Genomic DNA, 26,861 nt, shown 5'->3' on the forward strand with positions numbered 1-26,861 from the left:
TGCGCTCTGCGTGATTTCGGGGGCTTGGGGTAGACTGTTCCTTGATGACGAAGACAAGGAGAAAGCCTGTGGCACCCAAGAAACTTACCTTCCGGAGCCGCGAGAAATGGGATGCCAATCTGTCGGCGGAAGACAGCGTGATCGCGGCAGAGACGATGGCACGGCTCGGTTTTGAGAAACGCACGGAGTTTATCCGCCATGCGCTGACGCGTCCGGCGCTGGCCCAGCAGGAAGCGGCTTTCGTGGCGTTGATCCGCGCCACCGATGCGCTGACCGCCCTGCGCGATCAGGCGCGGGCGGACCCGGAAAGCGCGGCCCGTATCGAGGCGGCGCTGCGCGAGATCCATGCCGAATTCCGGAAGGTGGTGACATGCCCCGCCCGTACCTGACCGAGCATCGCGATGCCGGGCGGTTGGCGCGCTATGTTACGCGCCGCAACTATGCAGTTGCGACACGTAAAAGGAAGAGAAGGTATGGGCCGACCTGCATCTTACAGCGCAGCCCAAGCGTGGATGCTGTGCTCCCTCTCAAGCATCCATATCCGAAGTGCTTGCACAGCGAGAGTCCCGACGCGCATGAGCGCTACACGCGGGTCCGGATCCGGCGGACCTATGAAAACCACGGGTTGTGGAAGGAGCTTGTCCGGACCGAGCGCAGCGAGACGACCTCGTCGGAATACGAGGATATGTCGAAATTCTTCGGCTACATCATCATGATCGATACACTGTTCCTGCTCTTCCCGTGGATCGAGAATTCTTGGCCTTGGTTGCCGGTCTGGGAATGAGCACCCAGCGTATCTCCGGGAGAGCCTGTCGCGTCGTGGTCTTGCGAGGGCAACCAGCAGCGGCGTGTATTTTTCGCCCAAGCGGTCACACAGGGACGATCCGCGCCTTTGATGCCTCATAAATCACAGATGAGGAGCCGCTCGTGATGCGCAAGATACTTTCCCTGACTGGCCATGACGAAATCCGCCGAAGCCCGCTTCTGGGCCGCGCCCTGCCCAGTATAGCGGCCCCTGCGATGGGGTTCCGTCCGCAGGGCCCAGATGCTCCGCCGCGAACCTGACACCTAGTTGCTCGCCCGGTGCCAGATAGGTGCGGTCCTGTGTTAGCGCTTTGAACCGCTCGCTGCCCAGCGATAGATGCAGGATGATCCCGTCGCCCGTCGGTTCGACGAGATCCACCCGGGCGGGTAGTCCGCTCGGATCGAGCATGACATGTTCGGGGCGTATCCCCAATTTGAGAGCTGAGCCTAGTGTCAGGTTCAGGCCCGCACCGATTTGCACTTGTCCACCTTGCGCCAGATCGACGGCCCCATGGGTGTAAGCCGCGTCGAAGCCCGCGCAAAAGAAGCCACGCGTCGAAGGGCGCGAGCCGGCCACCAACATAGGGATAGAGTTCGGAGCGCAGCTTTGCGACCATGGCCGCCAGGACTGTTGGATGTCACTGGCCGGAAGCCCCGCAAGAAAGCGTCGAGGGCGCCTATTTCCGGCAATGGGCGGCCGCTCTGGAAGAGTTGCTCGGGGCGCATGGCGTTTCACATGGTGTGATTTCCAAGGCATCGGAGCACTGGCGCAGGTCCTATCTGGCCACCCGGCATGGCGAGCCGGTGGTGTTCGCGCGCCATCATGCTGCCCCGTTCGATGGGGCAGGGCACGACCACCATCATCGCCATCCGCTACGCGATCCGCAACCCGTGGCCGAAGCGGTCGTCTGAACAAAACGGGGCCGGATCGCCGGCCCCGTTTCTCGATATTGTGCAGGGGTTATTCCGCGGCTTCGGCTTTAGCTGATTTCGGGATCGGGCCGAGTTTCACGCCATCGGGATAGTATTTCCACCCGTTGCGCACCTTCACCTTGTCATCCCACGGAAGCTTGTATTCGCCCTTGGCAAGGTCTTCGACCCAAGTGAGATAGTTCTCTTTCTCGCCGCCCGGTTTGCCGACATAGGCACGGCAGCCGAGGTTGAAGATATTGTTTTCCAGTGCCCAGTTCTCGCGGGCCTTGTCGACAAGACGCGGGAACAGCTCGGCGGTGACGATTTCCCACGGGTTGCGGTGACCTTGCTGGATAACATTGCCATCATAGTTGCACACCGTGCCTTCGCCGAAATAGTAGAAGACGCCATCATAGCCCGCGAGGTTGACCGACATCGTATACATGAGGTTCTGCCAGGCATTGGTGCGGTTGGTCCAGATCCACTGGTCATTGACCTGCGTGGAATAGCCCGAGATGCGGATATAGCAGTTCGCACCCTTATAGGCGGCCTCACGCGCCAGTTCAGGGAACATGCCATCATGGCAGATACAAACGGCCAGCTTGGAGCCTTTCGGACCGTCGCAGACCGGCATGCCCTTATTACCCGGCGACCACGGCTCGATCGGCACCCAAGGCTGCAGCTTGCGGTAATGCAGCGCGATCTCGCCTTCATTATTGACGATGATGGCCGAGTTATAGGGGGGCTTCGAGGGGTCCTCGTTTTTCTCCATCAGCGAGAATACGGCCCAGACATCATTGTCGATACAGGTCTGCTTGAACCGCCCGATCTCGGGACTGTCGAGTGTGAGCAGCATCTCGTCATAGGTCCAGATGGCCGTGTTCAGACCTTGGGTCGAATATTCGGGGAAGACGATCAGGTCGAGGTCGGGATAGCCCGCCTTGGTCGAGGCGACGGCCCCGCAGATCTGGTCGACCTGTGTCTGGATATCCTCCGGCCCTTTGATGACCGGCACCGGATATTGGATCATGGCGACCAAAAGCGCCTCTTCCCATGCGCTGACGCTACCCGTGCTGCCCATGTTCTCACTCCTCTGTTTGACTGATTGCCCTTTCGGCATGGTCCCAGTCTGTCGGGTGTGGACCTGTTCTCCTATGGGCCGAACCGCTTAACAGGCTACGTCAAATAACGTAGGCACCTCAGTTTCCGTTCATCGCGCGGTCCGCCAGCACGGCGGCCGAGGTCCGGTTCTCGACCCCCATTTTCTGAAAGACCTGTTCAAGATGCTTGTTTACTGTGCGGCTGCTGAGCCCCAGGATATTGCCGATTTCGGTGTTGGTTTTGCCAAGGCTCAGCCAGAACAGAACCTCGCCCTCGCGGGTGGTCAGGCCAAAGCGGCTGGACAGCAGATCTTCGCGCGAGGGGCCGGACCGGTCAAACAGCGTCAGCTGGATTTCTTGCGCCGGGCCTGCGCCCAGATAGGCCAGCTCCAACTGGTCTACCGTTAATCGGCGCGATTGCGACAGCGGCGTATCTTCCAGTTCGTCGAGCCAGCGCCGCAGCTCGCCGGTGGCGGTGCCATCTGTGTCGAACAGCGCGTCGAAATTCTCGGCCAGAAGCTCGGTGGCCTTGGGCGAGGACCATGACAGCTGTCCATTGCGATGGAAGGCTGCCACTGCGCGCCCTGTCATATCGAGGGCCGAGCGCGCCCCCCTGAGCATCTTGGCATTGGTCAGATGAATGGAGAGCCGTGCCAGAACCTCGTCGAGATTGAGCGGTTTGGTGATGTAATCGACCCCGCCCGCCTTCAGTCCTTTCAGGATATGTTCGGGCTCGGTGAGCCCTGTCATGAAGATCACCGGCGCCTCGATCCGGTTCGGGGCGGCCTTCAGGGCCTTACAGGTTTCGAACCCGTCCAGACCGGGCATCAAGGCATCGAGCAAGATACCGTCTGGGCGCACGCGGTCGATCAGCCGTAGCGCCGCCGCTCCGTCACGCGCCACCACGGCCACGATGCCCGCCGCCTCCAGCGCCTCGGAGACCATCATCAGCGAGGCGGGGTCATCATCGACCACCATCACCACCGGTGCCTCTTCCGACGGATCACGCATGGCGGTCTCGGGATGTTTCGTTACGGCGCGGGAAGGCGGCATCAAGCTCATCTGTAAACCTTTCGAAATCGGCATCGGCCAGCGCAGAACGCAGGGCGCGGTTGAGGGCTGGGGGGAGGGCGAGCGTCCCCATGAGGTCGCGCAGCGGTTTGAGGCGCCCCATCAGGGCGAGATCGCGCAGGCGTATGATCATCTCGGGCGCAAGTGCAAGCATGTCCGCGGGGGCCTGCGGATCGGCTTCGGTTGCGCTTCGGCGCAGCTTGAGAAGATCGTCGATCCGGTCGCGTAGATCAGCCAGAATGCAGGGCTTGGCAATGAAAGCGTCATGCAAAAGCCGTTCGGAGGAATCCGAGCGTGCTTCCAGTGCATGACCCGAGAGCATGATTGCAGGGGTGCTATGGTGACCATTGCTCCGCAGCCAACGCAACAGGTCCCAGCCGCTCTGGCCGGGCAGGTCGATATCCAAGAGGAAAAGATCGGGCGGGATCTGGCCATCGGACAGGGCGCTCTGCGCCTCTTCGGCCGAGCGCGCGGGCAGGATGTCGAAATGCTGCGCGCCCAGATAGGTCTGCATCAGATCGAGGTGATCGGCCTCGTCATCAACCACCATGATCCGCCGCCTGCGCCCCCTATAGGAGGCGGTATTGAGCATATCGGGGTCCGCCCGCCGTGGAGGATGGAGCGTGGTCTGCGGGGCGGGGGCTGTGCGGATATGGCCTGCGGTGCGCGAGGCTGTGGGCAGATAGAGGCGCAGCTGGAAGGTGCTGCCTTGGCCCAGCGTGCTTTTCACCGAGATCTCGCCACCCATCAGGTCGGTCAGGAGCTGGGTGATTGTCAGTCCCAGACCCGAGCCCGACCGACGCACGCCGCGCCCGCGCTCGAAGGGGGCCCAGATGCGGGTCAGGTCTTCGGGCGCGATCCCTGCGCCGGTGTCGATGACATCGATGCGGGCCACGTGGTTGCGCCAGTGCAGCCGCAGCGTCACTGTGCCGGCTTCGGTATAGCGGAAGGCGTTCGACAAGAGGTTTATCAGCACCTGACGCAGGCGCTTTTCATCGACCACGATCCAGTTGGGCAGCGGAGTCTCGTAGACCACCTCGAAAGCGATCCCCTCCTCGCGGGCGGTTTCATCGAAGATCTCGGTGATCTGGTGCAAAAGCTCGGGGAAATGCACACGGGTGCGGTTAAGTTCAAGCCGTCCGGCCTCGATCTTGGAAATATCCAGAAGCCCCTCGATCAGCCCTGCCAGATGTTCGCTCGAGCGACGGATGGCGCGCACGGCGTCCAGGCGGCCCGCGGGCAGGCGGGGGTCGGCCTCGAGGATCTGGGCGTAGCCATAGATCGCATTGAGGGGTGTGCGTAATTCATGGCTCATCCCGCCCATATAGCGGGTCTTTGCCAGATTGGCGGCCTCGGCCTTTTCCTTGGCCTGCTGGAGCGCCTGATCGGTGCGCTCATGGGCACGGATCTCGCGGCGTAGCTTCTCGGTCTGGGTTTCGCTCTCGGCGATGGCGGCCTTGCGGGCCTCGGCGCTGAGGATAAATAGCCAGACGACGATCCCTGTCAGAATAATCGCCACGGCGAGAATAAGCCCCAGAATAGGGTCGAGCAGCTCGCCTCCCGAGCGGGCACGGATGACCCATAATACCCCGCCAATGGCACCGGAAATCAGACCGGTCAGCAGCAAAAACCGTGTGAGCCGCTGATGCAGCACTGCCCTCACCGATTGCGGCAGATGATCGAGTAATGTCCGTGCCCAGAACGCCTTTAGCGTGGCATCGGGCTTGCAGGCATCGCCACAAGAGGCATTGAGCGAACAGCAGAGCGAGCAGATCGGTGCATGATAGGCAGGACAATGTGCCATATCTTGCGCGTCAAACCGGTATTGGCAGACCGCACATTCGACCAATGCGCCTTCTTCGCCATGTTTATGGGGGCGGAGATGCGGAATATCGGCCTCTGGCGGACGCGCCAGATAATAGCGTCCGCGCGTGGCCAGAGCGATCGCGGGCGCAAGTGCAATGGCCAGGAAAAAGGCCAGAAATGTCGACAGAGCGGCCAGGTCCGGCCCGAATATCCCGTTATGGGCCAGAAGGGATAGGCAGGCGGCCCCCAGCATGGCGCCAGTTCCCACGGGGTTGATGTCATGCAGATAGGCGCGGCGGAATTCGATCCCTTTGGGCGAGAGGCCAAGGGGTTTATTGATTGTCAGATCGGCAAAAAGCGCGCCAATCCATGCCACCGCCACATGCGCATAGAATGTCAGCGTGGCCGCGAGGGCGCCGAACACGCCCAGCTCCATCAGCAAGAGCGCGATCGAGACATTGAAGATCAGCCAGACCAGACGGCCCGGATGGGCATGGGTGATCCGCGAGAAGAAATTCGACCATGCTATAGAGCCTGCATAGGCATTGGTCACATTGATTTTCATCTGCGATAGCGCCACGAAAATTCCTGTCGTCATCAGGGCGAGGGCGGGCCATGGGAGAACCGCGGCAAAGGCTGCATGATAAAGCTCGGTCGGATCGGCCAGATGCACCAGTGCGATATTCTCGCGCAGAACATAGATGGCAAGCCATGCGCCTGCCAGCATCTTGGCCGCGCCCAGCACCACCCATCCCGGACCGCCCGCGACCACCGCGCACCACCATCTGCGGCGGTCTTTCGGGCTTTTGGGCTCGGGAAGGAAGCGCAGGAAGTCGACCTGTTCACCGATCTGCGCGATCAGCGACAACACCACGCCGGAGGCCGCCCCGAAGGCCAGGAGGTCGGGGGTGCGGCTGCCGTCGGGGCCGGTCTGAAGCGTGCCGGAAAACCCCTCCCATATGTGGAAATCATAGCCTGTGAACGCCAATAGGCCGAAGGGAAGCAGATTGAGGATGATCCAGAATGGTTGGGTAATCGCCTGAAACGACGATATTTTCGAGAACCCGTATGCCACGAGTGGGATCACCGCCACCGCCGAGATCAGATAGCCTAAACGCAGCGGCAGTCCGAAGATCAGTTCCAGCGCCATCGCCAGAATGGCGGCTTCGAGCGCGAAGAAGATGAAGGTGAAACAGGCATAGATCAGCGAGGTGAGCGTCGAGCCGAAATAGCCAAACCCGGCGCCCCGCGTCAGAAGGTCGATATCGACCCCGTAGCGTGCCGCATAATAGGAGACGGGAAGGGCTGTGAGCATCATAATGATCCCGCCCACCAGAATGGCCAGCGCGGTCGTCTCGAAGCCCCAGCTGACTGCCAGCGTTGCCCCTATCGCCTCGAGCGCCAGAAACGAGATCGAGCCGAGTGCTGTATTGACGACCCGAGCCATGCTCCAGCGCCGCGCGCGGCGCGCGGTAAAGCGCAGCGCGAAATCCTCGATGGTTTCATTCGCCACCCAGCGGTTATAGCGCCGGCGTTCGCCGGTTGCCTCCTGCGGTATGGGCATCGCGCCTGATCTCCCTGTTGTGGCGCCCCGTTCTGTGACGGGGTTGCGGCCTTCCTACACCATGACCGGACAAAAGGCGCAGATGAATACGTCAATCTACGTATGTCGATATCGGTCAATCAGGCGCAGGGTCGGGATGAGGCGTCCAAACTGGGGTGATCCAAACCTAAGGGGCGCCATTGCAACGAAAAATCCAGCCCAACCAACTTCAAGGGAGTTCACTATGTCTCGCAAGCCGGACCTGACCCAGAGCGCAGGCCCCAGCCGCCGCCAGTTCCTTGCCGGAACCGCCGCCGCAGCCTTCGGCGCCTCGCTCTTTACCCCCAAGGCGCTTTTTGCACAGGATTTCCCGACCGCTGCCGTGAACACAACGGGGCTGGCGGTCACTGATACCGATGTCACCGTGGGCATCCTGCATTCGATCACCGGCACAATGGCAATCTCTGAAACCGGCTCGGTGCAGGCCGAGAAACTCGCGATTGAACAGATCAACGCGCAGGGCGGGGTGCTTGGCCGCAAGATCAAATTCGTGCAGGAAGACGGTGCCTCCGACTGGCCGACATTCGCCGAGAAGGCGCGCAAATTGCTGGTGGATGACAAGGTGGCCTCGGTCATGGGCTGCTGGACCTCCGCCTCGCGTAAGGCCGTGCTGCCGGTCTTCGAGCAGTATAACGGCATGCTCTATTATCCGACCTTCTATGAAGGTCTCGAGGAAAGCCCGAATGTCATCTATACCGGCATGGAAGCGACCCAGCAGATCATCGCTGGGCTCAACTGGGTCAATCAGGAGAAGGGCGCGAAAAGCTTCTACCTGCTGGGTTCCGATTACATCTGGCCGCGCACCTCTAACAAGATCGCGCGCAAACATATCGAGGACCATCTGGGTGGGAAGGTCGTAGGCGAGGATTACTATCCACTTGGCAACACCCAGTTCAACTCGGTCATCAACAAGATCAAGCTCAAACGCCCCGATGTGATCTATGCGATCGTGGTCGGTGGCTCGAATGTGGCCTTCTACAAACAGCTGAAGGCGGCGGGCATCGACATGAGCAAGGAAAAGCCGCTTCTGCTGACCATCTCGGTCACCGAAGACGAGATCCGTGGCATCGGCGGCGAGAATATCGAGGGCGCCTATGCCTGTATGAAATATTTCGAGTCGCTCGATAACGAGGCCAACCATACGTTCGTCTCTGCTTTCAAAGAGATGTGGGGCGCCGATATGGTTGTGGGCGATGTGACCCAGAACGCCTATCTCGGGCCGTGGCTCTGGAAGGCCGCTGTCGAGAAAGCGGGCAGCTTCGATATCGACAAGATCCGTGCCGCCAGTCCGGGGATCGCGATGGATGCGCCCTGTGGCGAGGTGAAGATCCACGAGAACCACCACCTCTGGTCACATACGCGGGTGGGTAAGGCCCTGAGTAACGGCCAGTTCGAGGAGGTCTATGCCACCAAGGATCTGGTCGAGCCGAACCCCTTCCCCGAGGGCTATCAGTAAGCGGGTCTTCCGCGTCAGCTTTCCCCTGTGACTGAAGTCGTTTTGGCGACAGTCGCTCTGACTTCGGCGGAGAGAGGTCTCTCCGCCGCTTTTCCTGTTCGGGTCCAGCCGACCCTTCCCTCACATTCAAGGAGGCGCGATATGTTCGCCGATTATAGCTGGAGCGATCTGATGGCGATCTTTGCCATGCAGGGCGTGGCCGGCCTGATCCTCTTTTCCGTTTTCGTCCTGATGGCCCTCGGGCTTGCCATCATTTTCGGTCAGATGGGCGTGATCAATATGGCGCATGGCGAGTTCATGATCTTGGGCGCCTATGTCACCTATATGGTCTCGCATCTGTTCGAGGCCTATCTGCCCGCGCTTTACGGCATCTATTTCTTCGTCGCGATGGTGCTGGCCTTTGTGGTGACAGGGGCCCTTGGCATGCTGGTGGAATGGGCGCTGATCCGCAGGCTCTACAAGCGCCCGCTCGACACGCTTCTGGCTACATGGGGGCTGTCGCTGTTTTTGCAGCAGACCTATCGCACCATTTTTGGCGCACGTGAAGTGGGCGTCAGCCTGCCCGACTGGATGATGGGGTCGTGGAATGTGACCGATATGATCGAGGTGCCGATCAACGGCATGATCGTGATGGCGCTGGCGGTCTCGATTTCGGCGGCGATCTATGTGCTGGTGTTCCGCTCGCGCTGGGGGTTGCAGGTGCGTGCCGTCGTGGCCAACCGGACAATGGCCAATGCCGTGGGGATCAATACCGCGATGACCGACCGCATGACCTTCGGCATCGGTTGCGGTGTGGCAGGGGTGGCAGGTTGCGCCTTCACGATGATCGGGTCGACAGGGCCGACCGCAGGCCAGCAATATATCGTGGATACTTTCCTCGTGGTGGTCTTTGGCGGCGCGGGAAGCCTGATTGGCACGATCGTCTCTGCCTTCTCGATCTCGCAGGCCCAGTCGATCATGGAATTTTTCCTGTCCGGCTCGATGGCTAAGGTGCTCACGCTGTTGACCGTTGTCATCATCCTGATGTTGCGCCCGCAGGGGCTCTTCTCGCTGAAACTCCGTAAATGAGGCCCGCAATGACCGTTTCAAACACGTCCAAAGGGCCAGCGCTGGCCAAACACCCGTTCCTAGACCGGACCGAATTGTTGGGCGCCGTGATCCTTGCCCTCCTGATCTTCGTGGTCTTCCCGCTCTTTCTCGACCCGTTCCGGCTCAATCTGTTCGGCAAATACCTGACCTATGCCTTTGTCGCGGTGGGGCTCGTGCTGTGTTGGGGGGCAGGGGGCATCCTCAGCCTCGGGCAGGGCATCTTCTTCGGACTTGGTGGCTATGCCCTGGCGATGTTTCTCAAACTCGAAGCATCGACCCCCGAGGCCACCAAGATCCAGACGACACCCGGCATCCCCGATTTCATGGACTGGAACCAGATCACCCAGCTTCCCCTGTGGTGGCAGCCCTTCCATTCCCTGAGTTTTTCCGTACTGGCGGTGGTGGCCGTGCCGGTGATCTTTGCCTTCATCATCGGGACGGCGATGTTCCGGCGTCGTGTGGGCGGGGTCTATTTCTCGATCATCACGCAGGCGATTGCCGCGATCCTGACGATCCTGATCATCGGCCAGCAGGGCTATACCGGCGGGGTCAACGGCATCACCGATCTGCGCACACTCAAAGGCTGGGATATCCGGACCGATGACGCCAAGACGATCCTTTATTTCGTCAATGGCGGGCTTCTCTTCGCCTGCCTGGCTCTGGCGCAATATATCCGCCATTCGAAACTCGGGCGGATCCTGATTGCCATGCGTGATCAGGAAGACCGCGTGCGGTTCTCGGGATATGATGTCGCCTCGTTCAAGATTTTCGTCTTCTGTATCGGTGCGGCTTTCGCGGCGATCGGGGGGGCAATGTTCACCCTGCAGGTGGGCTTCATGTCTCCGACTTTCGTGGGTATCGTGCCTTCGATCGAGATGGTGATCTTCTGCGCTGTTGGCGGGCGGAACTCGCTTCTGGGCGCGGTCTGGGGCACGCTTCTGGTGAACTTTGCCAAGACCCTGTTTTCGGAGAATTTCCCCGATCTGTGGCAGTTCGGGCTTGGGGCACTGTTTATTGCGGTGGTGCTGTTCTTCCCGCAGGGGCTGGCCGGTATCTGGAACAGCCAGATCGCTCCGCGCCTGAGCCGCCGCGCGCCGCAAGGCGAACCCCATACCACCCCCGCGGAGTAAGATCATGAATTACATAAATCCCAATCTCGTGCTGACCGTGGAAGACCTGACCGTGTCCTTTGACGGGTTCAAGGCGGTGGACGGGCTCAATCTCTATATCGCGCCCAATGAATGCCGCGTCATCATCGGGCCTAACGGGGCGGGCAAAACCACCGTGCTTGACCTGATCTGTGGCCGCACCAAGGCCACTGGCGGACGGATCGATTTCAAAGGCCAGAACCTGCGCAAGCTGCGTGAGGACCAGATCGTGCATGCCGGTGTCGGCCGGAAGTTCCAGACCCCTTCGGTCTATGAGGACCTGACGGTATTCGAGAATCTCGAGATCTCCTATCCGCGCGGCCACTCGGTTTTTGGGGCTCTGGCCTTCCGGCGCGATGCGCAGGTGCGTGCGAGGATCGAAGAGATCGCCGAGACAATCTTCCTTTCCGATCTGCTGTCGGTGAAAGCCGCCTTTCTCAGCCATGGCCAGAAGCAGTGGCTGGAGATCGGCATGTTGCTGATCCAGGATCCTGTATTATTGATGCTTGATGAGCCGGTGGCGGGCATGTCGGTGGCCGAGCGGGTCAAGACCGCCGAGCTGTTGCGCCGGATCGTGGCCGATCGTTCGGTTCTGGTGATCGAGCATGACATGAAATTTGTCGAGGATATCTCCACGCGGGTTACCGTGCTGCATCAGGGTAAGCTGCTGGCTGAAGGGTCGATGGCCAAGGTGCAGGCCGATCCGAATGTCATCGAAGTCTATCTGGGCCATTGAGGAGTTAACATGCTGGATGTAACCGAGCTGCGCACCGCCTATGGCGAAAGCGAGATTTTGCACGGGGCAGGGTTTTCTATCCCCAAAGGCGAGATCGTGGCCATTATGGGCCGTAATGGCATGGGTAAGACGACCCTGATGAAAAGCCTGATGGGGATCGTGCCACCGAAATCGGGGCGGATCATGGTGGATGGTCTGGATATGACACAGATGCCCTCGCATAAGCGGGTGGCGGGCGGCATTGCCTATGTGCCCCAGGGCCGGATGATCTTTTCGGCGATGACGGTAGAGGAGAATATCCGCACAGGCCTGACCGTCACGGGACGGCGCGAGATCCCCGAAAATCTCTACGAGCTGTTTCCGGTGCTCAAGGAGATGCGCCACAGGCGCGGTGGCAACCTTTCGGGCGGTCAGCAACAGCAACTGGCCATTGCACGGGCGCTGGCCTCAAACCCCAAAGTGCTGCTTCTGGACGAACCGACCGAAGGGATCCAGCCCTCGATCATCCGCGAGATGGCGCGGGTTTTGCGCCGCATCCGTGACGAGCGCGGGCTGACCATCTTTGTGTCCGAGCAGGTGCTGAGTTTCGCGCTGGATGTGGCCGACCGGATCTTGGTGATCGAGAATGGCGATATCGTCCATGATGCGCCGCGCGCCTCGGTGGACGAGGAAAAGGTCTCGCGGTTCCTCTCGATCTGAGCGGCGGGACAGGAACGGGGGCGGCCTATGGGGCCGCCCCTTTGCTTAGCTGGCGGCGGCTTCGGGTTCGCCGACCAGATGCTGGTAATGGATATCGAAGGCACGGTTGCTGTAGAGTTGCATGGAAACGGCTCGTCGTTTGTTTGACTCGATATAGGCGGTAGATTTGCTACATTCCAGAACAGGCCACGAGATAGTTTCTAGATGGTCTGGACGTGTTGCAAGTGTCTAACTATGTTTACACAGAAGGTTACACATCACGACGATCTGACCTTTGTGTCTCATAATTACATGTTTGATATTCAGTCATTTTTTCAGGGTCGTATGGTTGAGGTTCGGTTCCTACCGCCCCAGCCAACTCCTTCCTTGTGACGTTCTCCCTAAATTGGAACTTATTCGCCCTAAGTTGGCAACTTGTTTGGGGAAAACCGATATCTGGTCGTCGGGAATAGCTTTAGGCGACGTTTGCTTGCCCTACGGTTCATGATCACCGTTGGTGGTGGGCAGTCCGAATTCGCGAAGCTGACGTTTTGCCAAATTATCTTTTGACCAAGGGCATGCACTCGCGAAGGTTGCCAGAGGTCGCAAGATAATCAACGCAGTGCAGCATGCGGCCAGAAATCGGCGTATTTTGTTGAAAAACTCGTGCTTGATCGAAGGGCCATCGGCTGATTCAATTCCTGCAAGGGACGGGAGGATCGGCGATGATGGGACCGCGGCAGGAGGCGCAACCGGCGCTGTTCTACGAGTTTTCTCTGGAGGATCATGTCCCGCAGAACCACCTGCTGCGTTCCATTGATCGGTTCGTGGACCTCTCCGGGATCCGAACCTACCTTGCCGATTTCTACAGCCACACGGGGCGCCCCTCAGTCGATCCAGAGCTGCTGATCCGAATGCTGCTGGTAGGGTATTGCTTCGGCATCCGGTCAGAGCGGCGGCTGTGCGAGGAGGTGCATCTGAACCTGGCGTATCGGTGGTTCTGCCGCCTGGACCTCAGCGACCATGTCCCTGACCACTCTACCTTCTCAAAGAACCGACACGGCCGTTTCCGTGACAGCGAGTTACTGCGGCATCTTTTCGAGACGACTGTCGCACGGTGTATCGCAGAGGGACTGGTCAGTGGCCAGCGCATGGCTATTGATGCCAGCCTGATTGAAGCTGATGCCAACAAGCAGAACTCTACGCCGAAGGATGAGTGGGACGCCGGAGCGATTGATCCCGCGGATGCGCCCAGGGCCGTTCGTGAGTATCAGGCTCCTTCGTCAAAACGAGACTTGAAGGCGGCGTCACGTCGGGCTGGTCGGTCGGCATACCATCCACCAGCCTATGAAGCAGGTTCAAGACGTGGGTCTTTGTCGGCACGCCTGGGCGGCGCTTGTGGCGGAGTTGCGCCTCGCCGAGCAGGTGCCGGACATCTCGCCCGAGCCAGTGCCTGCACCGGAGGCGCCTATGGCCGATCCTGCCAAGCGTGAGGCGCTGATCGAGGGTTGGCAAAAGATGACCGATACCCATCAGTTCAACCTTCTGACGCGTCGCCTCGGGATGAACCGGCTGGCGGATCAGCCGAACTTACCCGCCGTCCTTGCTGGAATAGGGCGCAAGCCGCGACACACCGGGGTCTGGGCGCAACGGATGCCCCGTCATGGGGAAGGCCCTCTGCGCACAGTCCTGGCGGTCACAGATTTTGCAGCCCGCACCAATCGGCGTGGCAATGTCCGGGTTCTTCAGGTCCAGCCCGCGGGAATAGACAAGCCGCTCCGCATGCGACAGATCACAGCCGAGCGCCACAGCGAATTCCTTGACTGGTGCGCCGAAGCCGCCCGTTCCGTGGCGCACCATGCGCGCAACCCAGAGGTAGCTGCGTCCATCCGGCATCTGTGCCACCTGCGTCAGCACCTCGCCGAGCCGCGAGAAGGCCGCGTAGACGTTCCATAGCGGACACGATCCGCCGATCCGCGAAAAGTGAAAGTCGGTCGCGGACTGACGCTTGGAAATATTGCCCGCGCGATCCACCCTGACGAAGAAAAATGGCACGCCGCGCGCCGCGGGCCGTTGTAGGGTGGACAGCCGGTGGCAGGTGGTCTCGAACCCCACCCCGAACCGATGGGCAAGCCGTTCGATGTCATAGCTTTCGGCCTCAGCGGCTTCGAGAAAACTGCTGTAGGGCAGGATCACCGCCCCGGCAAAGTAGTTCGCCAGCCCGATACGAAGAAGCGCGCGCCCGTCGTCGCTTTCCATCCCGGCCTCCAAGGCCAGCCGTTCGATCAGGCTCCCTTGCTCCAGAAACCCAAGCTGCGTCGCCATCTGAAAAGCGCGTTGCCCCGCTGTCAGCTGCGATGACAGATGCAAGACCCCCGCTCCCGCATCGAACCGGCGCAGCGCGCGGGTGTCATCCGCCAGCACCACACGAATACCGTGTCGCCCGGCAAGGCGGTCGATCAGCCCTTCGGCTATCCGTCCGGGGCGTAGCCCCTGTCCGATGCTTTCGGCTGCCTCGTCCAGGGCAGGCACATAGTTATGCTGTTCATAAAACCAATCGCGCACCGCCTCAAAGGGCGCAGGGCCTGCACCGAGTTCCCCGGAGAGGCGCCCGTTCATCAGGTCCATGCGCTCCGTACTCTCGCGCAGCCTGGCGTGTGTTGCGATGATTGCACGGGCGACACCGGGCATATTGGCCGCGATCTCGCGCACCTCCGCCAGAGATGCCCCCGCCCCCTGATCGGCCAGCGCGGCCCGCAGATCAGGGATGAGACGCGCTTCTTCGGCCTCTGAAAAGAACTGCACATCCAGTCCGAAGACGGCGTTCAGTTTCAATAATACGGGCACAGTCAAAGGCCGCTGGTTGCGTTCGAGTTGATTGAGATAGCTTGGCGAAATCTCCAGAGCGCGGGCCAGCGCGGCTTGGGTCATGCTGCGCTCTTCGCGCAGGCGGCGCAGGCGGACGCCCATGAAAGGTTTTTTCATTCTCTCATCCTTCGCAATATTCGCAATTTATAAGACATCCCTTCGCAAATATACGCGTTTTCAGTAGTTTATATTGGCTTCATCCTTGTGTGAAGCTGGCTTTGCTAATTTTGCGAAGTTCGGTTTCCACAAACCGATAGATGGAGCCCCTGATGTCCCAGACGCCCGATGGTCATCCAAACGATCAGCTCGATGACCCGACTCTGATGGTCGAAATGATCTTTCCCGAACAGGCGAACCACTATGGCACGTTGTTTGGCGGCACGGCCTTGTCGCTAATGGCGCGGGCGGCCTTTGTCGCCGCGGCCCGCAGGGCGCGTGGTGCGGTGGTGATGGCGCGTTCGGAACAGGTGGATTTCACCACGCCAGTCCGGGTCGGGGAGCTTTTGGAGCTTCGGTCCGAGATCATCCGTATTGGTCGCAGTTCCATGCGTGTCGCGGTCACGGGCATCGCAGAAGAGATGGACACCGGCAGTCGTCGCGAGGCCCTCAAGGGACAGTTCGTGATGGTGGCCGTGGATGCAGCCGGGCGCCCACGCGCCCTCACTGAAAAGCTCTTAAAGAAGGAAGAGACTATATGAAAACGCATGATGTGCGGAGCTATAAATCCGCCGAACATCTGGCCCGCGAAGACCAATTGGCCTGGAAAATCGCGGAGGTGGCAGCCGACCCGGTCGCGGTGGCCCCCGAGGTGATCGAGATGATCATCAACCGGGTGATTGACAACGCCGCCGTTGCCGCCGCCTCGGTGTCGCGCCGTCCGGTGGCCTCGGCTCGGGCGCAGGCACTGTGTCATCCCTATGCCCCCGGCGCGACTGTTTTCGGTATGCCGACCGACACCCGCGTCAGCCCGGAATGGGCCGCCTGGGCCAATGGTGCGGCGGTGCGAGAACTGGATTTCCACGACACTTTTCTGGCCGCCGAATATTCTCATCCGGGCGACAATATCCCGCCGGTTTTGGCGGTCGCGCAGCATGCAGGCCTCTCTGGCCTTGATCTGATCCGAGGGCTGGCGACCGGCTATGAGATTCAGGTCGATCTGGTAAAGGGCATCTGCCTGCATGAGCACAAGATCGACCATATCGCCCATCTCGGGCCATCGGCTGCAGCCGGGATCGGCACCGCGCTGAACCTGCCGGTCGAGGTGATCTATCAGGCGATCCAGCAGGCGCTGCATGTGACAACCACGACGCGCCAATCGCGCAAGGGCGAGATTTCCTCATGGAAAGCCTATGCGCCGGCCTTCGCGGGCAAAATGGCGATCGAGGCCGTTGACCGTGTGATGCGCGGCGAAGGTGCTCCCAGCCCGGCTTGGGAAGGCGAAGACGGCTTTATCGCATGGCTGCTGTCTGGGCCGGATGCCGTCTATCACGTGCCGCTGCCGGAGCAAGGTGAGGCCAAACGTGCGATCCTCGACACCTATACCAAGGAGTATTCGGCGGAGTACCAAAGTCAGGCGTTGATCGACCTTGCCCGCCGCATGGGACCGAAGATCGGCGATCTGTCCAAGGTCCAATCGATCCGGATCGAGACCTCGCATCACACCCATTACGTGATCGGCACCGGGGCGAATGACCCGCAGAAGATGGACCCCACGGCCTCGCGCGAGACGCTGGACCATTCGATCATGTATATCTTTGCGGTCGCGCTCGAAGATGGCGGTTGGCACCACGAGAAAAGCTATGCGCCGGAGCGCGCCCGGCGGCCCTCGACCGTGGCGCTCTGGCACAAGATCTCGACCGCCGAGGATGCCGAATGGACGCGCCGCTATCACGTCCGCGATCCGAAGGAAAAGGCCTTCGGCGGGCGGGTTACGGTCACGCTTGATGACGGGTCCCACATCGTGGATGAGCTGGCACTGGCCGATGCCCATCCCGACGGGGCGCGCCCCTTCGTGCGGGCGGATTACGTCCGGAAATTCCTGACCCTCTCGGAAGGCGTGCTGAGCGCGCCCGAACAACAGCGCTTTCTCGATGTGGCCGAGGGGCTTGCCGATCTCAAGGCGGGTGATCTGGGCCAACTCAATTTCGTGGTCGATGCCGAAAAGCTCGGCGCGCTGCGTCCGCATGGCATTTTTGATTGGAGGAAAACATGAGCGGCGACATCAAGAAACCGAAAAAATCCGTGGCGCTTTCGGGCGTCACAGCAGGCAACACCGCGCTGTGCTCGGTGGGGCAAAGCGGCAATGACCTGCATTATCGCGGCTATGATATTCTCGATCTTGCGGAGAGTTGCGAGTTCGAGGAGGTTGCGCATCTGTTGATCCATGGCTGCCTGCCATCCGCCGCAGAGCTCGATGCCTACAAGGCCAAGCTCAAGGTGCTCAGGGGCCTGCCGAAAGCCGTGCGTAAAACGCTTGAGGCAATCCCGGCAGCGGCACATCCGATGGACGTGCTGCGCTCCGGGGCCTCGGCGATGGGCTGCGTTTTACCTGAGGCCAGCGATCACAACACCGCTGGCGCGCGCGACATTGTGGACCGGTTGATCGCGGTGCAGGGTTCAATGCTGCTCTACTGGTATCACTACGTCCAGAACGGGCGACGGATCGAGGTCGAGACCGAAGACGACAGTATCGCCGGGCATTTCCTGCATCTGTTGCATGGTAACCAGGCCAACGAGGACGAGGTCCGTGCCATGCATGTGACCCTGAACCTCTATGCCGAGCATGAGTTCAATGCCTCGACCTTCACCGCGCGTTCCATCGCGGGCACCGGGGCGGATGTCTATTCCGCCATTACCGGGGCGATCGGCGCGCTCAGGGGGCCGAAACACGGCGGCGCGAATGAAGTCGCCTTTGAGACCCAGAAACGCTACGAGACGCCGGAGGAGGCCGAAAGCGACATTCGCGCGCGTATCGCCAACAAGGAGGTGGTGATCGGCTTTGGTCACCCGGTCTACACGGTCTCCGATCCGCGCAATGTGGTGATCAAACGCATCGCCCGGCACCTGTCGGAAGCGGCAGGCTCGATGAAAATGTATGACATCGCCGAGCGGATCGAAGTCGTGATGATGGAGACCAAGCGTATGTTCCCGAATCTCGACTGGTATTCCGCCGTCTCCTATCACCTGCTGGGCGTGCCGACGGCGATGTTTACACCGATTTTCGTCATTGCCCGAACCTCGGGCTGGGGGGCGCATGTGATCGAGCAGCGGATCGACAACAAGATCATCCGTCCCTCGGCCAATTATATCGGCCCCGAAAACCGCCCCTTCCTGCCGCTCGGACGGCGGGGCATCGACTTTCCCAGAGCAGCGGAGTGAGACCATGACTTATTTGATTGCAGATGATTTGCCCGCAGAGAGCGCCGGGCGGCGCTTTTGCAAGGCGCTGAATGAAACGGGCATCTTGCGGCTTCCGGGCGCGCATAACGGTCAGGCCGCGCTTCAGGCTAAGGCGACCGGGTTCGGGGCGTTGTACCTGTCGGGGGCGGCGATGACCGCATCGATGGGCCTGCCGGATCTGGGCATTATTACCGTGGATGAGGTCTGTTTCTTCATTCGCCAGATCGCGCGCGCCTCTGGCTTGCCGCTTCTGGTTGATGGCGACACCGGCTATGGCGAAGTGCTCAATGTCATGCATATGGTGCGCGCCTTCGAAGAGGCCGGCGCGGGCGCCGTGCATCTCGAAGATCAGCTTTTGCCCAAGAAGTGCGGCCACCTGAATGACAAAAAACTCGCCTCTGCGGCCGATATGGCGGCGAAAGTGGCGGCGGCGGCGAAAGCCTCACGCGATCTCGTCATCATCGCTCGCACAGATGCTGCGGCCTCTGAGGGGATTGAGGGCGCGGTGGCTCGTGCGAAACTTTACGTCGAAGCGGGCGCCGATGCGATTTTCCCGGAGGCGCTGACCTCGGTCGAGATGTTCAAAGAGATGCGCGCGGCTTTGCCCGGTGTCAAACTTTTGGCCAATATGACCGAATTCGGGCGCACGCCCGCGCTTACCGCTAAGGAGTTCGAAGAGCTGGGCTATGACATGGTGATCTGGCCGGTGTCTTCGCTCAGGGTCGCCAACAAGGCGCAGGAAAAACTCTACGCCGCCCTTGCCCGCGACGGGGCCACGACGACGATGATCCCGGAGATGCAAACCCGCAAGGAGCTTTATGAGACCATCAGCCTAAACACTTTCGAGGCGCTGGACAATTCAATAGCCGCATCGGTCGCGCCGGAGTAAGGGGGCTGATTTCAAACGCTTTTGTATTGAATGTGCAGTGGATCGCTGCGCATGCTTCGGGGTTGGATATGATGTTGCAGCACGATTATATCAGAGATCTATAGCAAGGATTCATACCTGATGATTGACCTCCAACCGCTGGCAATTTTACGTGAAATTGATCGGACGGGCAGCCTGACACAGGCTGCCGATAAATTGTTTCTGACGCAATCAGCCGTCAGCCATGCTGTTCGCAGGTTCGAAGAACGTTATCAGGTGAAACTCTGGAAGCGCGAAGGTCACAAACTGCGCCTGACCCCGTCGGGGGAGTATCTTCTGGGGCTGGCCAATCGCGTGTTGCCGCAACTTGAATATGGCGCCGTGGTGCTTGAGGATTATGCCCGCGGGCGGCGCGGTGCGATCCGGGTGGGGATGGAATGTCATCCCTGCCAAGACTGGCTGATGCGTGTGCTTGATCCGTTTCTGTCGCAATGGCCCGATGTGGATTTAGACGTGACAACGGCCTTTCAGTTCGGTGGCCTTGCTGCGCTTTTGAGTCATGAAATCGACATTCTCGTCACGCCTGATCCGGTCGAGCAGCCGGGGATCGAGTATCAACCCGTCTTTGACTATGAGCTGGTTTTGGCCGTGGCCGAAACCCATCCTTTGGCGCGCAAAGATCGGGCAGAACCGGCTGATCTGGCGGGGGACACCCTGATCACCTATCCGGTCTCCCGCGAGAGGCTGGATATTTATACCCAATTTCTGATCCCTGCTCATGCTCTGCCGCGTCGTCACCGCACGGTGGAAACCACCGATCTGATGCTGCGTCTGGTGGCGTCGGGCCGTGCAGTCAGCGCAACGCCGGATTGGTTGCTGCGCGAAGTCAAGGGGGTGAGAGGCGTGGGTCTGGGGCAGGGGATCAAAAAGTCGATTCATTTGGGTCATCGTAAGGGGGAACGCCCCAATTATCTCAGCGGCTTCATGGAACTGGCCGCCACCGTCCAAATCTGACGGCTCCCTTAGGGGGAGCATCAATATGATGTTCAGTCATGTATTTCAGAAATATTATCATTTCTATTCATGATTATTTTCGCGCATACAGCCACGAAACTGCTTTGGTTCCCGAGACTAAGGCTTCCGCAGCCTAATGACGACCACCAGTTGAGACACCGGACCCGAGACTGGCAAGCCCTGACGCAACCTTCCGGGATCCGCCTTGGGCCTTTGGCCAAATCTCAGGCACACAGGATAAGCGATCACCAGACCGAAGATTTTGCATTCAAAATTTCGACCCTTCGCTTCGACGAAAACTATACGTCGGCGGATCACACCTGGCTGACGACCAATTTTGCCAATCTGGCACGTGGGGAAAGCTGTCAGGACAACCTGCGCCGGGCGCTCACCATGATCGACAACCGTTTCAACGCATTGGCCCATTGGGACAACCCCAAGGGGGATTGCTACGCCGTCGAGCTGGGGATTGTCTCTGCCGATCTGGACATTGATGGCGATGGCGGTGACATCCCGGTGATCGAGATGCTGAAAACCACTATCGTCGATCACAAGACTGGTGCGCGGATCGAATGCGCATGGCTTGGGTCTGCGGGCGCGCGTCCAAGCCTGATCTTCGGCCCGAGCTACGCGATAAACTAATCGTCCCCCGTTTCGCGAAACCTCACGGCTAATCGTGGAGGGGGCCCGCCCAAGATCACGACCGATTTGCCGCACAGACCGCCCCGAACTCAGGGAGCGCGAAATTTCCTCTCGCTCGGCAAAGGTAAGCGCTCCCACCTTATGCCTGCGCTCTACAGGCGCGAAGCCACCACGCGCGACGAGGATGGCAAAGACAGAGGCCACGTGCTTACCCAAGGCACGACCAATCTCGCTAAGAGTTTCGCCATTCTTCCAGCGTTGGCAGAGTTCCGCCTTCTGTTCTCGCAAAAATCCAATACGTGCAGATTGCGCCATGCCCAGTCCTTTCACACCATCTCATATCAAAGATGTTGCGCTGACCGATTGAACCCACCGAGATCTTCTTCGCGTGTCAAAAGCAATGAGATTTCAGTTCATTGCGGATTATCGCGGAGATCTTTCACGCGCCCGTCTTTGTCGCCTGATGCAAGTTTCGGACCGTGGGCTCCGGGCATGGCGTCACAGGCCGCCATCGCTACGTCAGCGCCGCGACATGATCCTTTTGGCCCATATTCGCGAACAGCATCGGCTCAGCTTGGGCAGCTAAAGCGAAATGCCTTCACGGCTGAGTGGACGACATCGCTTTTGCATGAATGCCCTCATTGAGGGAGGAAAGGAAGTTGAGATCACACTTCGCCCTCGAACCGGAACAGGGCGAGGCTGCGTTCGCGTTCGTTGATCGCGAGTTTGCGGTTGATCGGGGCTTGCGCACGTGAGGCGCAGTTGCGGCGCTCACAGAGGTAACAGTTCAACCCGATGTCCGTCGGTTCGGTGGTCCCGAGATCGAGCCCGTCGGCGTAGACCAGGCGCGCGGCGTAGGAGAGGTCGCATCCCAGACCGATCGCATGTTTCTGTGCAGGTGCATTATAGGTGCCGCCCACGCGGGTCACGGTGCGGGCAATCGACAGGTAGCTTGCGCCCTCCGGCATCCGAATGACCTGTGTCTGGACCTGTTCGGGGGTCTCGAAAGCGCCATGGATGTTCCAGAGCGGGCATGTGCCACCGAAGCGCGAAAACGGGAAACGGCCCGCGCTGAAGCGTTTGGAGATATTCCCCGCCCGGTCGATCCGCACGAAGAAAAACGGCACACCGCGCGCGTCTGGCCGTTGCAGGGTGGACATGCGATGCGCCACCTGTTCGTAACTCGCGCCAAAGCGGTGGCCAATCAGCTCGATATCGTACCGCTCCTGTTCACATGCGGCGAGAAAGCGTTTGTAAGGCATGAGCAGGGCGGCGGCGAAGTAATTTGCGAGGCTTACACGGGCGAGGCTTTCGCAGTCTCCGCCGAAGCCCGCGTTAGCCATCACCGTATCCATCAGTTCTTCGTGCTCAAGCCGCGCGATCAGAACCCCCATCTGAAACCGGCGGCTGCGTTGAGTGAGAAGTTCTGAGAGCATCAACTCTTTGCGATGCGGGTCGTAGCGCCTGAGCGCCCCGCTCATGACGGTGGCCGGGAGGATGCGCACGCGGATACCATGGCGTGTCAGCCGTTCGGTGAGTGCTATGTGCGGTTCCTCGCGATGCAAGCTCATGTCGGTGGCCTGGGCTTCGGCGGCCTCGTCAATCGGGGCGATGTAATTGCTGTTGGCATAGAACCAGTCGCGCACCCGCTCCACCGGGCGTGCGATCTGGCCCAGCACTTCGACCTTGTTGCGATCCGTGAGCGGGTTCTCGTCGGTCTGGCTGCGCATCATGGCGTCGGTGTGCTTGCCTTGCAGACGCACCAGAGCTGCGGCGATCCGGGGCGAAGCTTGCAGCACGGCATCGATCTCGCTTTTCGGTAGGCGCGGCAGTTCGAGCGCCGGGTCTTTCAGCACCGCTTCGAAATCCGCCGTCAGTTGCGTGTCGATCTCCGGGGCCAGCTCTGAGATGTTCATGTCGTAGACCTGTGCGAGCTTCATCAGAAGTTTAGCAGAGGCCGGGCGCTGATCCGTCTCGATCAGGGTGATGTAGCTGGTGGAGACATCGAGCTGCGCCGCCATCTGCGCCTGTGTCAGCCCAAGCGATTTTCTCAGCACCTTGAGGCGGTTGCCGATGTTCAGTTTGACGCCTTTAGGACTCATGCCCTGCTTCTCCCGTTTAGCTCAGTGTGCCGTTTCTGGCGTGACAACATTACAAATCGGCCATGAAAGAAATTACAAAAATTACAATATAACCATTTGATAACAAATAGATAGTGAAGTTTTTCATGACATTACTAATCTAACTACAGGAATCGCATGTCGATGCATACAGAAATTGAACTGACATAAGGGAGGAAATCATGGCTCTGGATCTAACACACTCGAAGGCGCTTGTGCTGCGCGATGTCGCGGGGGCGGAGCACGTTTTGACGCCAGAGGCGCTGGAGTTTCTCATCGCGCTGAATGCTGAGTTTGCGACGCCGCTGCGCACACTTTTGAACGCGCGTGCCTCGCGCCAGAACGGCTATGACACCGGTCATCTGCCGGAATATCTGTCGGAAACACAGGACATCCGGCGCGGGTACTGGCAGGCGGCGGGCGTGCCTGAGGCGCTTCAGGACCGTCGGGTCGAAATCACCGGTCCGGTGGATCGCAAGATGATGATCAATGCGCTGAATTCCGGGGCCAAAGTCTTTATGGCAGATTTCGAAGACGCCTCTGCGCCGCGTTTCGACGTCATGATCGCCGGTCAGGTGAACCTGATGGATTATCGCGACGGCACGCTTGCCTTCGACAATCCGAAAACCGGCAAATCCTATCGCACCGCAGAACACACCGCGACGCTGGTCGTGCGCCCGCGGGGGCTGCATCTGGAAGAGGCCAATGTGCTGATCGACGGCCAGCCGATGTCCGCCGCCTTGTTCGATTTCGGTTTGTCTTTCTTTCACAACGCCCATGAGCTTTATAAAACTGAGCGGGGGCCGTTCTACTACCTGCCAAAGCTGGAAAACCATCGCGAGGCGCGGCTCTGGAATGCGATTTTTGTCTGGGCGCAGGATCGGATCGGACTGCCGCAGGGCGCGATCAAGGCGACCGTGCTGATCGAAACCCTGCGTGCAGCTTTCGAGATGGATGAGATCATCTGGGAGCTGCGCGACCATATTGCTGGGCTAAACTGTGGTCGCTGGGATTACATTTTCAGCTATATCAAAACGCTGCGCGCGCATCCGGAATACGCGTTACCCGACCGGGCGCAAGTCACGATGGACAAGGCGTTTCTGGCGACCTACGCCGCACAGCTCGTTAAGGTCTGTCATAGGCGCGGCATTCACGCCATGGGCGGCATGGCGGCGCAAATCCCGGTGAAGGGCGACTCGGCGGCCAATGAGGCGGCTTTCGAGAAAGTCCGGGCTGACAAGCTGCGCGAGGTGCAGCTGGGCCATGACGGTACATGGGTGGCACATCCCGATCTGGTGTCGGTCGCAATGGAGGTCTTTGATCGCCATATGCCCGAGGCCAATCAGATCAAACGCCCACGGCAATATTACCGGATTGAAGAATACAAACTTCTGGAACCACATCGGGGCAGGGTCACTGCGGCCGGGGTGCGGATGAACATCTCCGTCGCGCTCGAATACTTGTCGCAATGGCTTTCGGGCCGGGGCGCTGTGCCGATCCACAACCTGATGGAAGATGTGGCCACCGCCGAGATCAGCCGCGCGCAGCTCTGGCAATGGATACGTCACGGGGTGGAGGTTGCGCTGGACGGAAGTGGCGCGCGCAAGATGGACGCCGAGTGGTTCGGCAAGCTGTTGCAGGCGGAGGTGTCGGACATTCTCGACCGGATTGGCCCGGTTGGGTTCCACCGCGGGCATTACGCCTCTGCGCTGCGCCTCTTGCACGAAGCGGTGACGGCGCACGAGATGCCCGATTTCATTACGGTCCCAGCCTATGATGTCTTGAACGCGCTCGACTGATGGACCTGATTACACAGCTTTCCCCCTTTGGCGGGCCGATACCCATGCGCTTGCCCGCCAGTCTGCTCAAACTGCCACAGAGAGGATATATCATGGAACAGCACAAAACCTATGCCGAGCTTCGCGAGGAGCTTGAAGCCCGCTACCCGAACAGCCAAGCCGCAGGCGGTGTCACCGTGGACGACATCATCCAGCTCAGGATCCAGAACACCTATGACACCCATCTCGACATTGCCCGCGACATGGCGAGTGTCATGCGCGCCGACATGGCCGCCTATGATGCGGATGCGACGAAGTTCACCCAGTCGCTTGGTTGCTGGTCCGGGTTTCATGCCCAACAGATGATCAAGTCCGTGAAACGTCTGAACGGTACCACGAAACGCACCTATGTCTATCTCTCCGGCTGGATGGTCGCCGGTCTACGCAACACCTGGGGGCATCTGCCGGATCAGTCCATGCATGAGAAAACCGCGGTGGCCGACCTCATTCGCGAGATTTATACTTCTCTGCGTCAGGCCGACGAGGTGGCTTTGAACGATCTGTTCAAGGAGTTGAAGCTGGCCACTACGGAGGAGACACGTAAAGCGGTGATCGAGAAGATCGACACGTTCGAGAGCCATGTTGTGCCGATCATCGCCGACATTGACGCCGGTTTTGGTAACGAACATGCGACCTACCTTCTGGCGAAGGAACTGATCAAGGCCGGGGCTTGCTGTCTCCAGATCGAGAACCAGGTGTCGGATGCCAAGCAATGCGGTCACCAGGACGGCAAGGTCACCGTACCACGTGAGGACTTCATCGAAAAGCTGCGCGCCTGCCGTCTGGCTTTCGAAGAACTGGGCGTCGATGATGGTGTGATCGTCGCCCGCACCGACAGTCTCGGGGCCGGTCTGACGCAGAAAGTGCCGGTCTCCGCCGCGCCGGGCGATCTGGCCTCAGACTATATCAAATGGCTCGACACCGAACAGATCACGGAAGAAACCCCGATCTCAGAAGGCGAGCTAGCGCTCTATCAGGACGGTGAGTTCGTGCGTCCGCGTCGGCTGCCCAACGGTCTTTTCCCTTTCAAACCGAACACCGGGCGCGCCCGTGTGGTCGAGGATTGCATCGCGTCGCTGTCGCATGGCGGGGCCGATCTTTTGTGGATCGAAACCGACACGCCGAACGTGGATGAGATCGCCGGTATGGTGAATGAAATCCGTGAGAAAGTGCCGAATGCGAAACTGACCTACAACAATTCGCCGTCGTTCAACTGGACGCTCAATCTGCGCAAACAGGTCCGCGATCAGTGGCTTGAAGAGGGCAAGATCAAGGAGGCCGATTACCCGGCGGGCAACGAGTTGATGAAGGCCGATTTCGACGAAACCGAGCTTGGGCTTGAGGCGGACAACCGTCTGCGCAACTTCCAGTTCGACATCTCGACGAAAGCGGGCGTGTTCCACAACCTGATCACGCTGCCGACCTTCCACCTCACCGCGAAATCCATGGACGAGCTGAGCCAGGGCTATTTCGGCGAGGACAAGATGCTGGCCTATGTTTCGACCGTTCAGCGGCAAGAGATCCGTCGCGGCATCTCTGCGGTCAAGCACCAGCACGAGGTGGGGTCCGATCTGGGCGATACCTTCAAGGAAATGGTCGGGGGCGAACGGGCGCTGAAAGCGGGCGGCGCGGCCAACACCATGAACCAGTTCGCGGCAGAATAAGCTGCAAAGAAACGGCCGCCGGATTGATTGAGGTGTCTTTCCTCC

Annotated in this window: 21 protein-coding genes and 5 pseudogenes; 18 read left to right on the top strand and 8 right to left on the bottom strand. The window is 59.8% G+C overall.

Translation table 11 applies throughout. The annotated features are described in order from the left end of the window. The first annotated feature begins 68 nt into the window (after window positions 1-68). Window positions 69-389 (top strand): hypothetical protein, encoded by a 321-nt coding sequence (locus tag RPE78_RS16140; RefSeq protein ID WP_330629497.1) that lies wholly within the window; start codon window positions 69-71, stop codon window positions 387-389. A gap of 161 nt (window positions 390-550) precedes the next feature. Then, window positions 551-784 carry a hypothetical protein gene (locus RPE78_RS16145; RefSeq protein ID WP_406721715.1) on the top strand — a complete coding sequence of 78 codons (234 nt, stop codon included), beginning with the start codon at window positions 551-553 and terminating at the stop codon, window positions 782-784. A gap of 123 nt (window positions 785-907) precedes the next feature. Here the strand turns inward: RPE78_RS16145 and RPE78_RS16150 are convergent, their stop codons facing one another. Further along, on the bottom strand, window positions 908-1,387 hold the full coding sequence (locus RPE78_RS16150) for a TOBE domain-containing protein (protein WP_406721717.1): 480 nt from the start codon (window positions 1,385-1,387) through the stop codon (window positions 908-910). A gap of 32 nt (window positions 1,388-1,419) precedes the next feature. Between RPE78_RS16150 and RPE78_RS16155 the strand changes: the two genes are divergently transcribed. Continuing rightward, window positions 1,420-1,716, top strand: a complete 297-nt coding sequence (locus RPE78_RS16155) for a hypothetical protein (protein ID WP_330629499.1) — start codon at window positions 1,420-1,422, stop codon at window positions 1,714-1,716. A gap of 49 nt (window positions 1,717-1,765) precedes the next feature. Here the strand turns inward: RPE78_RS16155 and RPE78_RS16160 are convergent, their stop codons facing one another. The 3 genes from RPE78_RS16160 to RPE78_RS16170 all read right to left on the bottom strand — a co-directional run bounded on the left by RPE78_RS16160 (window position 1,766) and on the right by RPE78_RS16170 (window position 7,257). Next, a complete protein-coding gene (locus RPE78_RS16160) occupies window positions 1,766-2,797 on the bottom strand; it encodes a formamidase (RefSeq protein WP_330629500.1) in 1,032 nt (343 codons plus the stop codon). Between the two features lie 118 nt (window positions 2,798-2,915). Continuing rightward, window positions 2,916-3,878: a response regulator gene (locus RPE78_RS16165; RefSeq protein ID WP_406721718.1), complete on the bottom strand. Its 963-nt coding sequence runs from the start codon at window positions 3,876-3,878 to the stop codon at window positions 2,916-2,918. Further along, complete coding sequence (locus RPE78_RS16170) at window positions 3,820-7,257, bottom strand: ATP-binding protein (protein WP_330629502.1); 3,438 nt, start codon at window positions 7,255-7,257, stop codon at window positions 3,820-3,822. The genes RPE78_RS16165 and RPE78_RS16170 overlap by 59 nt, the downstream gene beginning before the upstream one ends. Before the next feature lie 223 nt (window positions 7,258-7,480). On the opposite strand from RPE78_RS16170, the gene urtA reads away from it, so the two are divergent. From urtA to RPE78_RS16200, 6 genes and pseudogenes are all read left to right on the top strand, one after another. Next, window positions 7,481-8,752, top strand: a complete 1,272-nt coding sequence (urtA, locus tag RPE78_RS16175; RefSeq protein WP_330629503.1) for an urea ABC transporter substrate-binding protein — start codon at window positions 7,481-7,483, stop codon at window positions 8,750-8,752. Between the two features lie 141 nt (window positions 8,753-8,893). Further along, window positions 8,894-9,820, top strand: a complete 927-nt coding sequence (gene urtB, locus RPE78_RS16180) for an urea ABC transporter permease subunit UrtB (protein WP_330629504.1) — start codon at window positions 8,894-8,896, stop codon at window positions 9,818-9,820. Window positions 9,821-9,828: 8 nt separating this feature from the next. Further along, entirely contained in the window at window positions 9,829-10,971 is a 1,143-nt protein-coding gene (gene urtC, locus RPE78_RS16185; protein WP_330629505.1) for an urea ABC transporter permease subunit UrtC, read from the top strand. 4 nt (window positions 10,972-10,975) lie between these two features. Beyond that, window positions 10,976-11,725 carry an urea ABC transporter ATP-binding protein UrtD gene (urtD, locus tag RPE78_RS16190; RefSeq protein WP_330629506.1) on the top strand — a complete coding sequence of 250 codons (750 nt, stop codon included), beginning with the start codon at window positions 10,976-10,978 and terminating at the stop codon, window positions 11,723-11,725. Between the two features lie 9 nt (window positions 11,726-11,734). After that, window positions 11,735-12,424: an urea ABC transporter ATP-binding subunit UrtE gene (gene urtE / locus RPE78_RS16195; RefSeq protein ID WP_330629508.1), complete on the top strand. Its 690-nt coding sequence runs from the start codon at window positions 11,735-11,737 to the stop codon at window positions 12,422-12,424. Window positions 12,425-13,128: 704 nt separating this feature from the next. Beyond that, window positions 13,129-13,678: pseudogene (locus tag RPE78_RS16200) on the top strand (transposase); the annotation flags it as partial. Here RPE78_RS16200 and RPE78_RS16205 read toward each other — a convergent pair. Next, a pseudogene (locus tag RPE78_RS16205) lies at window positions 13,604-13,789 on the bottom strand (hypothetical protein); the annotation flags it as partial. The pseudogenes RPE78_RS16200 and RPE78_RS16205 overlap by 75 nt on opposite strands. Window positions 13,790-13,993: 204 nt before the next feature. Further along, complete coding sequence (locus tag RPE78_RS16210; RefSeq protein WP_330629509.1) at window positions 13,994-15,388, bottom strand: short-chain fatty acyl-CoA regulator family protein; 1,395 nt, start codon at window positions 15,386-15,388, stop codon at window positions 13,994-13,996. A 152-nt stretch (window positions 15,389-15,540) separates the two neighbouring features. On the opposite strand from RPE78_RS16210, the gene RPE78_RS16215 reads away from it, so the two are divergent. From RPE78_RS16215 to RPE78_RS16240, 6 genes and pseudogenes are all read left to right on the top strand, one after another. Further along, window positions 15,541-15,969 (top strand): hotdog domain-containing protein, encoded by a 429-nt coding sequence (locus tag RPE78_RS16215; RefSeq protein WP_330629510.1) that lies wholly within the window; start codon window positions 15,541-15,543, stop codon window positions 15,967-15,969. Continuing rightward, on the top strand, window positions 15,966-17,483 hold the full coding sequence (locus tag RPE78_RS16220; protein ID WP_330629511.1) for an MmgE/PrpD family protein: 1,518 nt from the start codon (window positions 15,966-15,968) through the stop codon (window positions 17,481-17,483). Before RPE78_RS16215 ends, RPE78_RS16220 begins: the two co-directional genes overlap by 4 nt. Next, window positions 17,480-18,649 carry a 2-methylcitrate synthase gene (gene prpC / locus RPE78_RS16225; protein ID WP_330629512.1) on the top strand — a complete coding sequence of 390 codons (1,170 nt, stop codon included), beginning with the start codon at window positions 17,480-17,482 and terminating at the stop codon, window positions 18,647-18,649. The genes RPE78_RS16220 and prpC overlap by 4 nt, the downstream gene beginning before the upstream one ends. Window positions 18,650-18,653: 4 nt before the next feature. Further along, window positions 18,654-19,559, top strand: coding sequence for a methylisocitrate lyase (gene prpB, locus RPE78_RS16230; RefSeq protein ID WP_330629513.1), 906 nt, complete (start codon window positions 18,654-18,656; stop codon window positions 19,557-19,559). A gap of 120 nt (window positions 19,560-19,679) precedes the next feature. Beyond that, entirely contained in the window at window positions 19,680-20,552 is an 873-nt protein-coding gene (locus RPE78_RS16235; RefSeq protein ID WP_330629514.1) for a LysR family transcriptional regulator, read from the top strand. Between the two features lie 237 nt (window positions 20,553-20,789). Then, window positions 20,790-21,125 (top strand): annotated as a pseudogene (locus RPE78_RS16240) (putative oxygenase MesX); the annotation flags it as partial. 90 nt (window positions 21,126-21,215) lie between these two features. Here the strand turns inward: RPE78_RS16240 and RPE78_RS16245 are convergent. Continuing rightward, a pseudogene (locus RPE78_RS16245) lies at window positions 21,216-21,509 on the bottom strand (helix-turn-helix domain-containing protein); the annotation flags it as partial. 79 nt (window positions 21,510-21,588) lie between these two features. Between RPE78_RS16245 and RPE78_RS16250 the strand changes: the two are divergent. Continuing rightward, window positions 21,589-21,777, top strand: a pseudogene (locus RPE78_RS16250) (IS3 family transposase); the annotation flags it as partial. Window positions 21,778-21,859: 82 nt separating this feature from the next. On the opposite strand, the gene RPE78_RS16255 reads toward RPE78_RS16250, so the two are convergent. Continuing rightward, window positions 21,860-23,296 carry a short-chain fatty acyl-CoA regulator family protein gene (locus RPE78_RS16255; RefSeq protein ID WP_330629515.1) on the bottom strand — a complete coding sequence of 479 codons (1,437 nt, stop codon included), beginning with the start codon at window positions 23,294-23,296 and terminating at the stop codon, window positions 21,860-21,862. A gap of 200 nt (window positions 23,297-23,496) precedes the next feature. Here RPE78_RS16255 and aceB point away from each other — a divergent pair, with 200 nt between their 5' ends. Then, a complete protein-coding gene (aceB, locus tag RPE78_RS16260) occupies window positions 23,497-25,113 on the top strand; it encodes a malate synthase A (protein ID WP_330629517.1) in 1,617 nt (538 codons plus the stop codon). 92 nt (window positions 25,114-25,205) lie between these two features. After that, window positions 25,206-26,816, top strand: a complete 1,611-nt coding sequence (locus RPE78_RS16265; RefSeq protein WP_330629518.1) for an isocitrate lyase — start codon at window positions 25,206-25,208, stop codon at window positions 26,814-26,816. Window positions 26,817-26,861: the final 45 nt, after the last annotated feature.

It is taken from the genome of Thioclava litoralis (genome assembly GCF_045278885.1).
Taxonomy (GTDB): domain Bacteria; phylum Pseudomonadota; class Alphaproteobacteria; order Rhodobacterales; family Rhodobacteraceae; genus Thioclava; species Thioclava litoralis.

Coding starts and splice junctions, on each gene's coding strand:
- RPE78_RS16150 (WP_406721717.1), bottom strand. CDS start 1,387: ATGTTGGTGGCCGGCTCGCGCCCTTCGACGCGTGGCTTCTTTTGCGCG.
- RPE78_RS16155 (WP_330629499.1), top strand. CDS start 1,420: ATGGCCGCCAGGACTGTTGGATGTCACTGGCCGGAAGCCCCGCAAGAA.
- RPE78_RS16160 (WP_330629500.1), bottom strand. CDS start 2,797: ATGGGCAGCACGGGTAGCGTCAGCGCATGGGAAGAGGCGCTTTTGGTC.
- RPE78_RS16165 (WP_406721718.1), bottom strand. CDS start 3,878: ATGAGCTTGATGCCGCCTTCCCGCGCCGTAACGAAACATCCCGAGACC.
- RPE78_RS16170 (WP_330629502.1), bottom strand. CDS start 7,257: ATGCCCATACCGCAGGAGGCAACCGGCGAACGCCGGCGCTATAACCGC.
- urtA (WP_330629503.1), top strand. CDS start 7,481: ATGTCTCGCAAGCCGGACCTGACCCAGAGCGCAGGCCCCAGCCGCCGC.
- urtB (WP_330629504.1), top strand. CDS start 8,894: ATGTTCGCCGATTATAGCTGGAGCGATCTGATGGCGATCTTTGCCATG.
- urtC (WP_330629505.1), top strand. CDS start 9,829: ATGACCGTTTCAAACACGTCCAAAGGGCCAGCGCTGGCCAAACACCCG.
- urtD (WP_330629506.1), top strand. CDS start 10,976: ATGAATTACATAAATCCCAATCTCGTGCTGACCGTGGAAGACCTGACC.
- urtE (WP_330629508.1), top strand. CDS start 11,735: ATGCTGGATGTAACCGAGCTGCGCACCGCCTATGGCGAAAGCGAGATT.
- RPE78_RS16210 (WP_330629509.1), bottom strand. CDS start 15,388: ATGAAAAAACCTTTCATGGGCGTCCGCCTGCGCCGCCTGCGCGAAGAG.
- RPE78_RS16215 (WP_330629510.1), top strand. CDS start 15,541: ATGTCCCAGACGCCCGATGGTCATCCAAACGATCAGCTCGATGACCCG.
- RPE78_RS16220 (WP_330629511.1), top strand. CDS start 15,966: ATGAAAACGCATGATGTGCGGAGCTATAAATCCGCCGAACATCTGGCC.
- prpC (WP_330629512.1), top strand. CDS start 17,480: ATGAGCGGCGACATCAAGAAACCGAAAAAATCCGTGGCGCTTTCGGGC.
- prpB (WP_330629513.1), top strand. CDS start 18,654: ATGACTTATTTGATTGCAGATGATTTGCCCGCAGAGAGCGCCGGGCGG.
- RPE78_RS16235 (WP_330629514.1), top strand. CDS start 19,680: ATGATTGACCTCCAACCGCTGGCAATTTTACGTGAAATTGATCGGACG.
- RPE78_RS16255 (WP_330629515.1), bottom strand. CDS start 23,296: ATGAGTCCTAAAGGCGTCAAACTGAACATCGGCAACCGCCTCAAGGTG.
- aceB (WP_330629517.1), top strand. CDS start 23,497: ATGGCTCTGGATCTAACACACTCGAAGGCGCTTGTGCTGCGCGATGTC.
- RPE78_RS16265 (WP_330629518.1), top strand. CDS start 25,206: ATGGAACAGCACAAAACCTATGCCGAGCTTCGCGAGGAGCTTGAAGCC.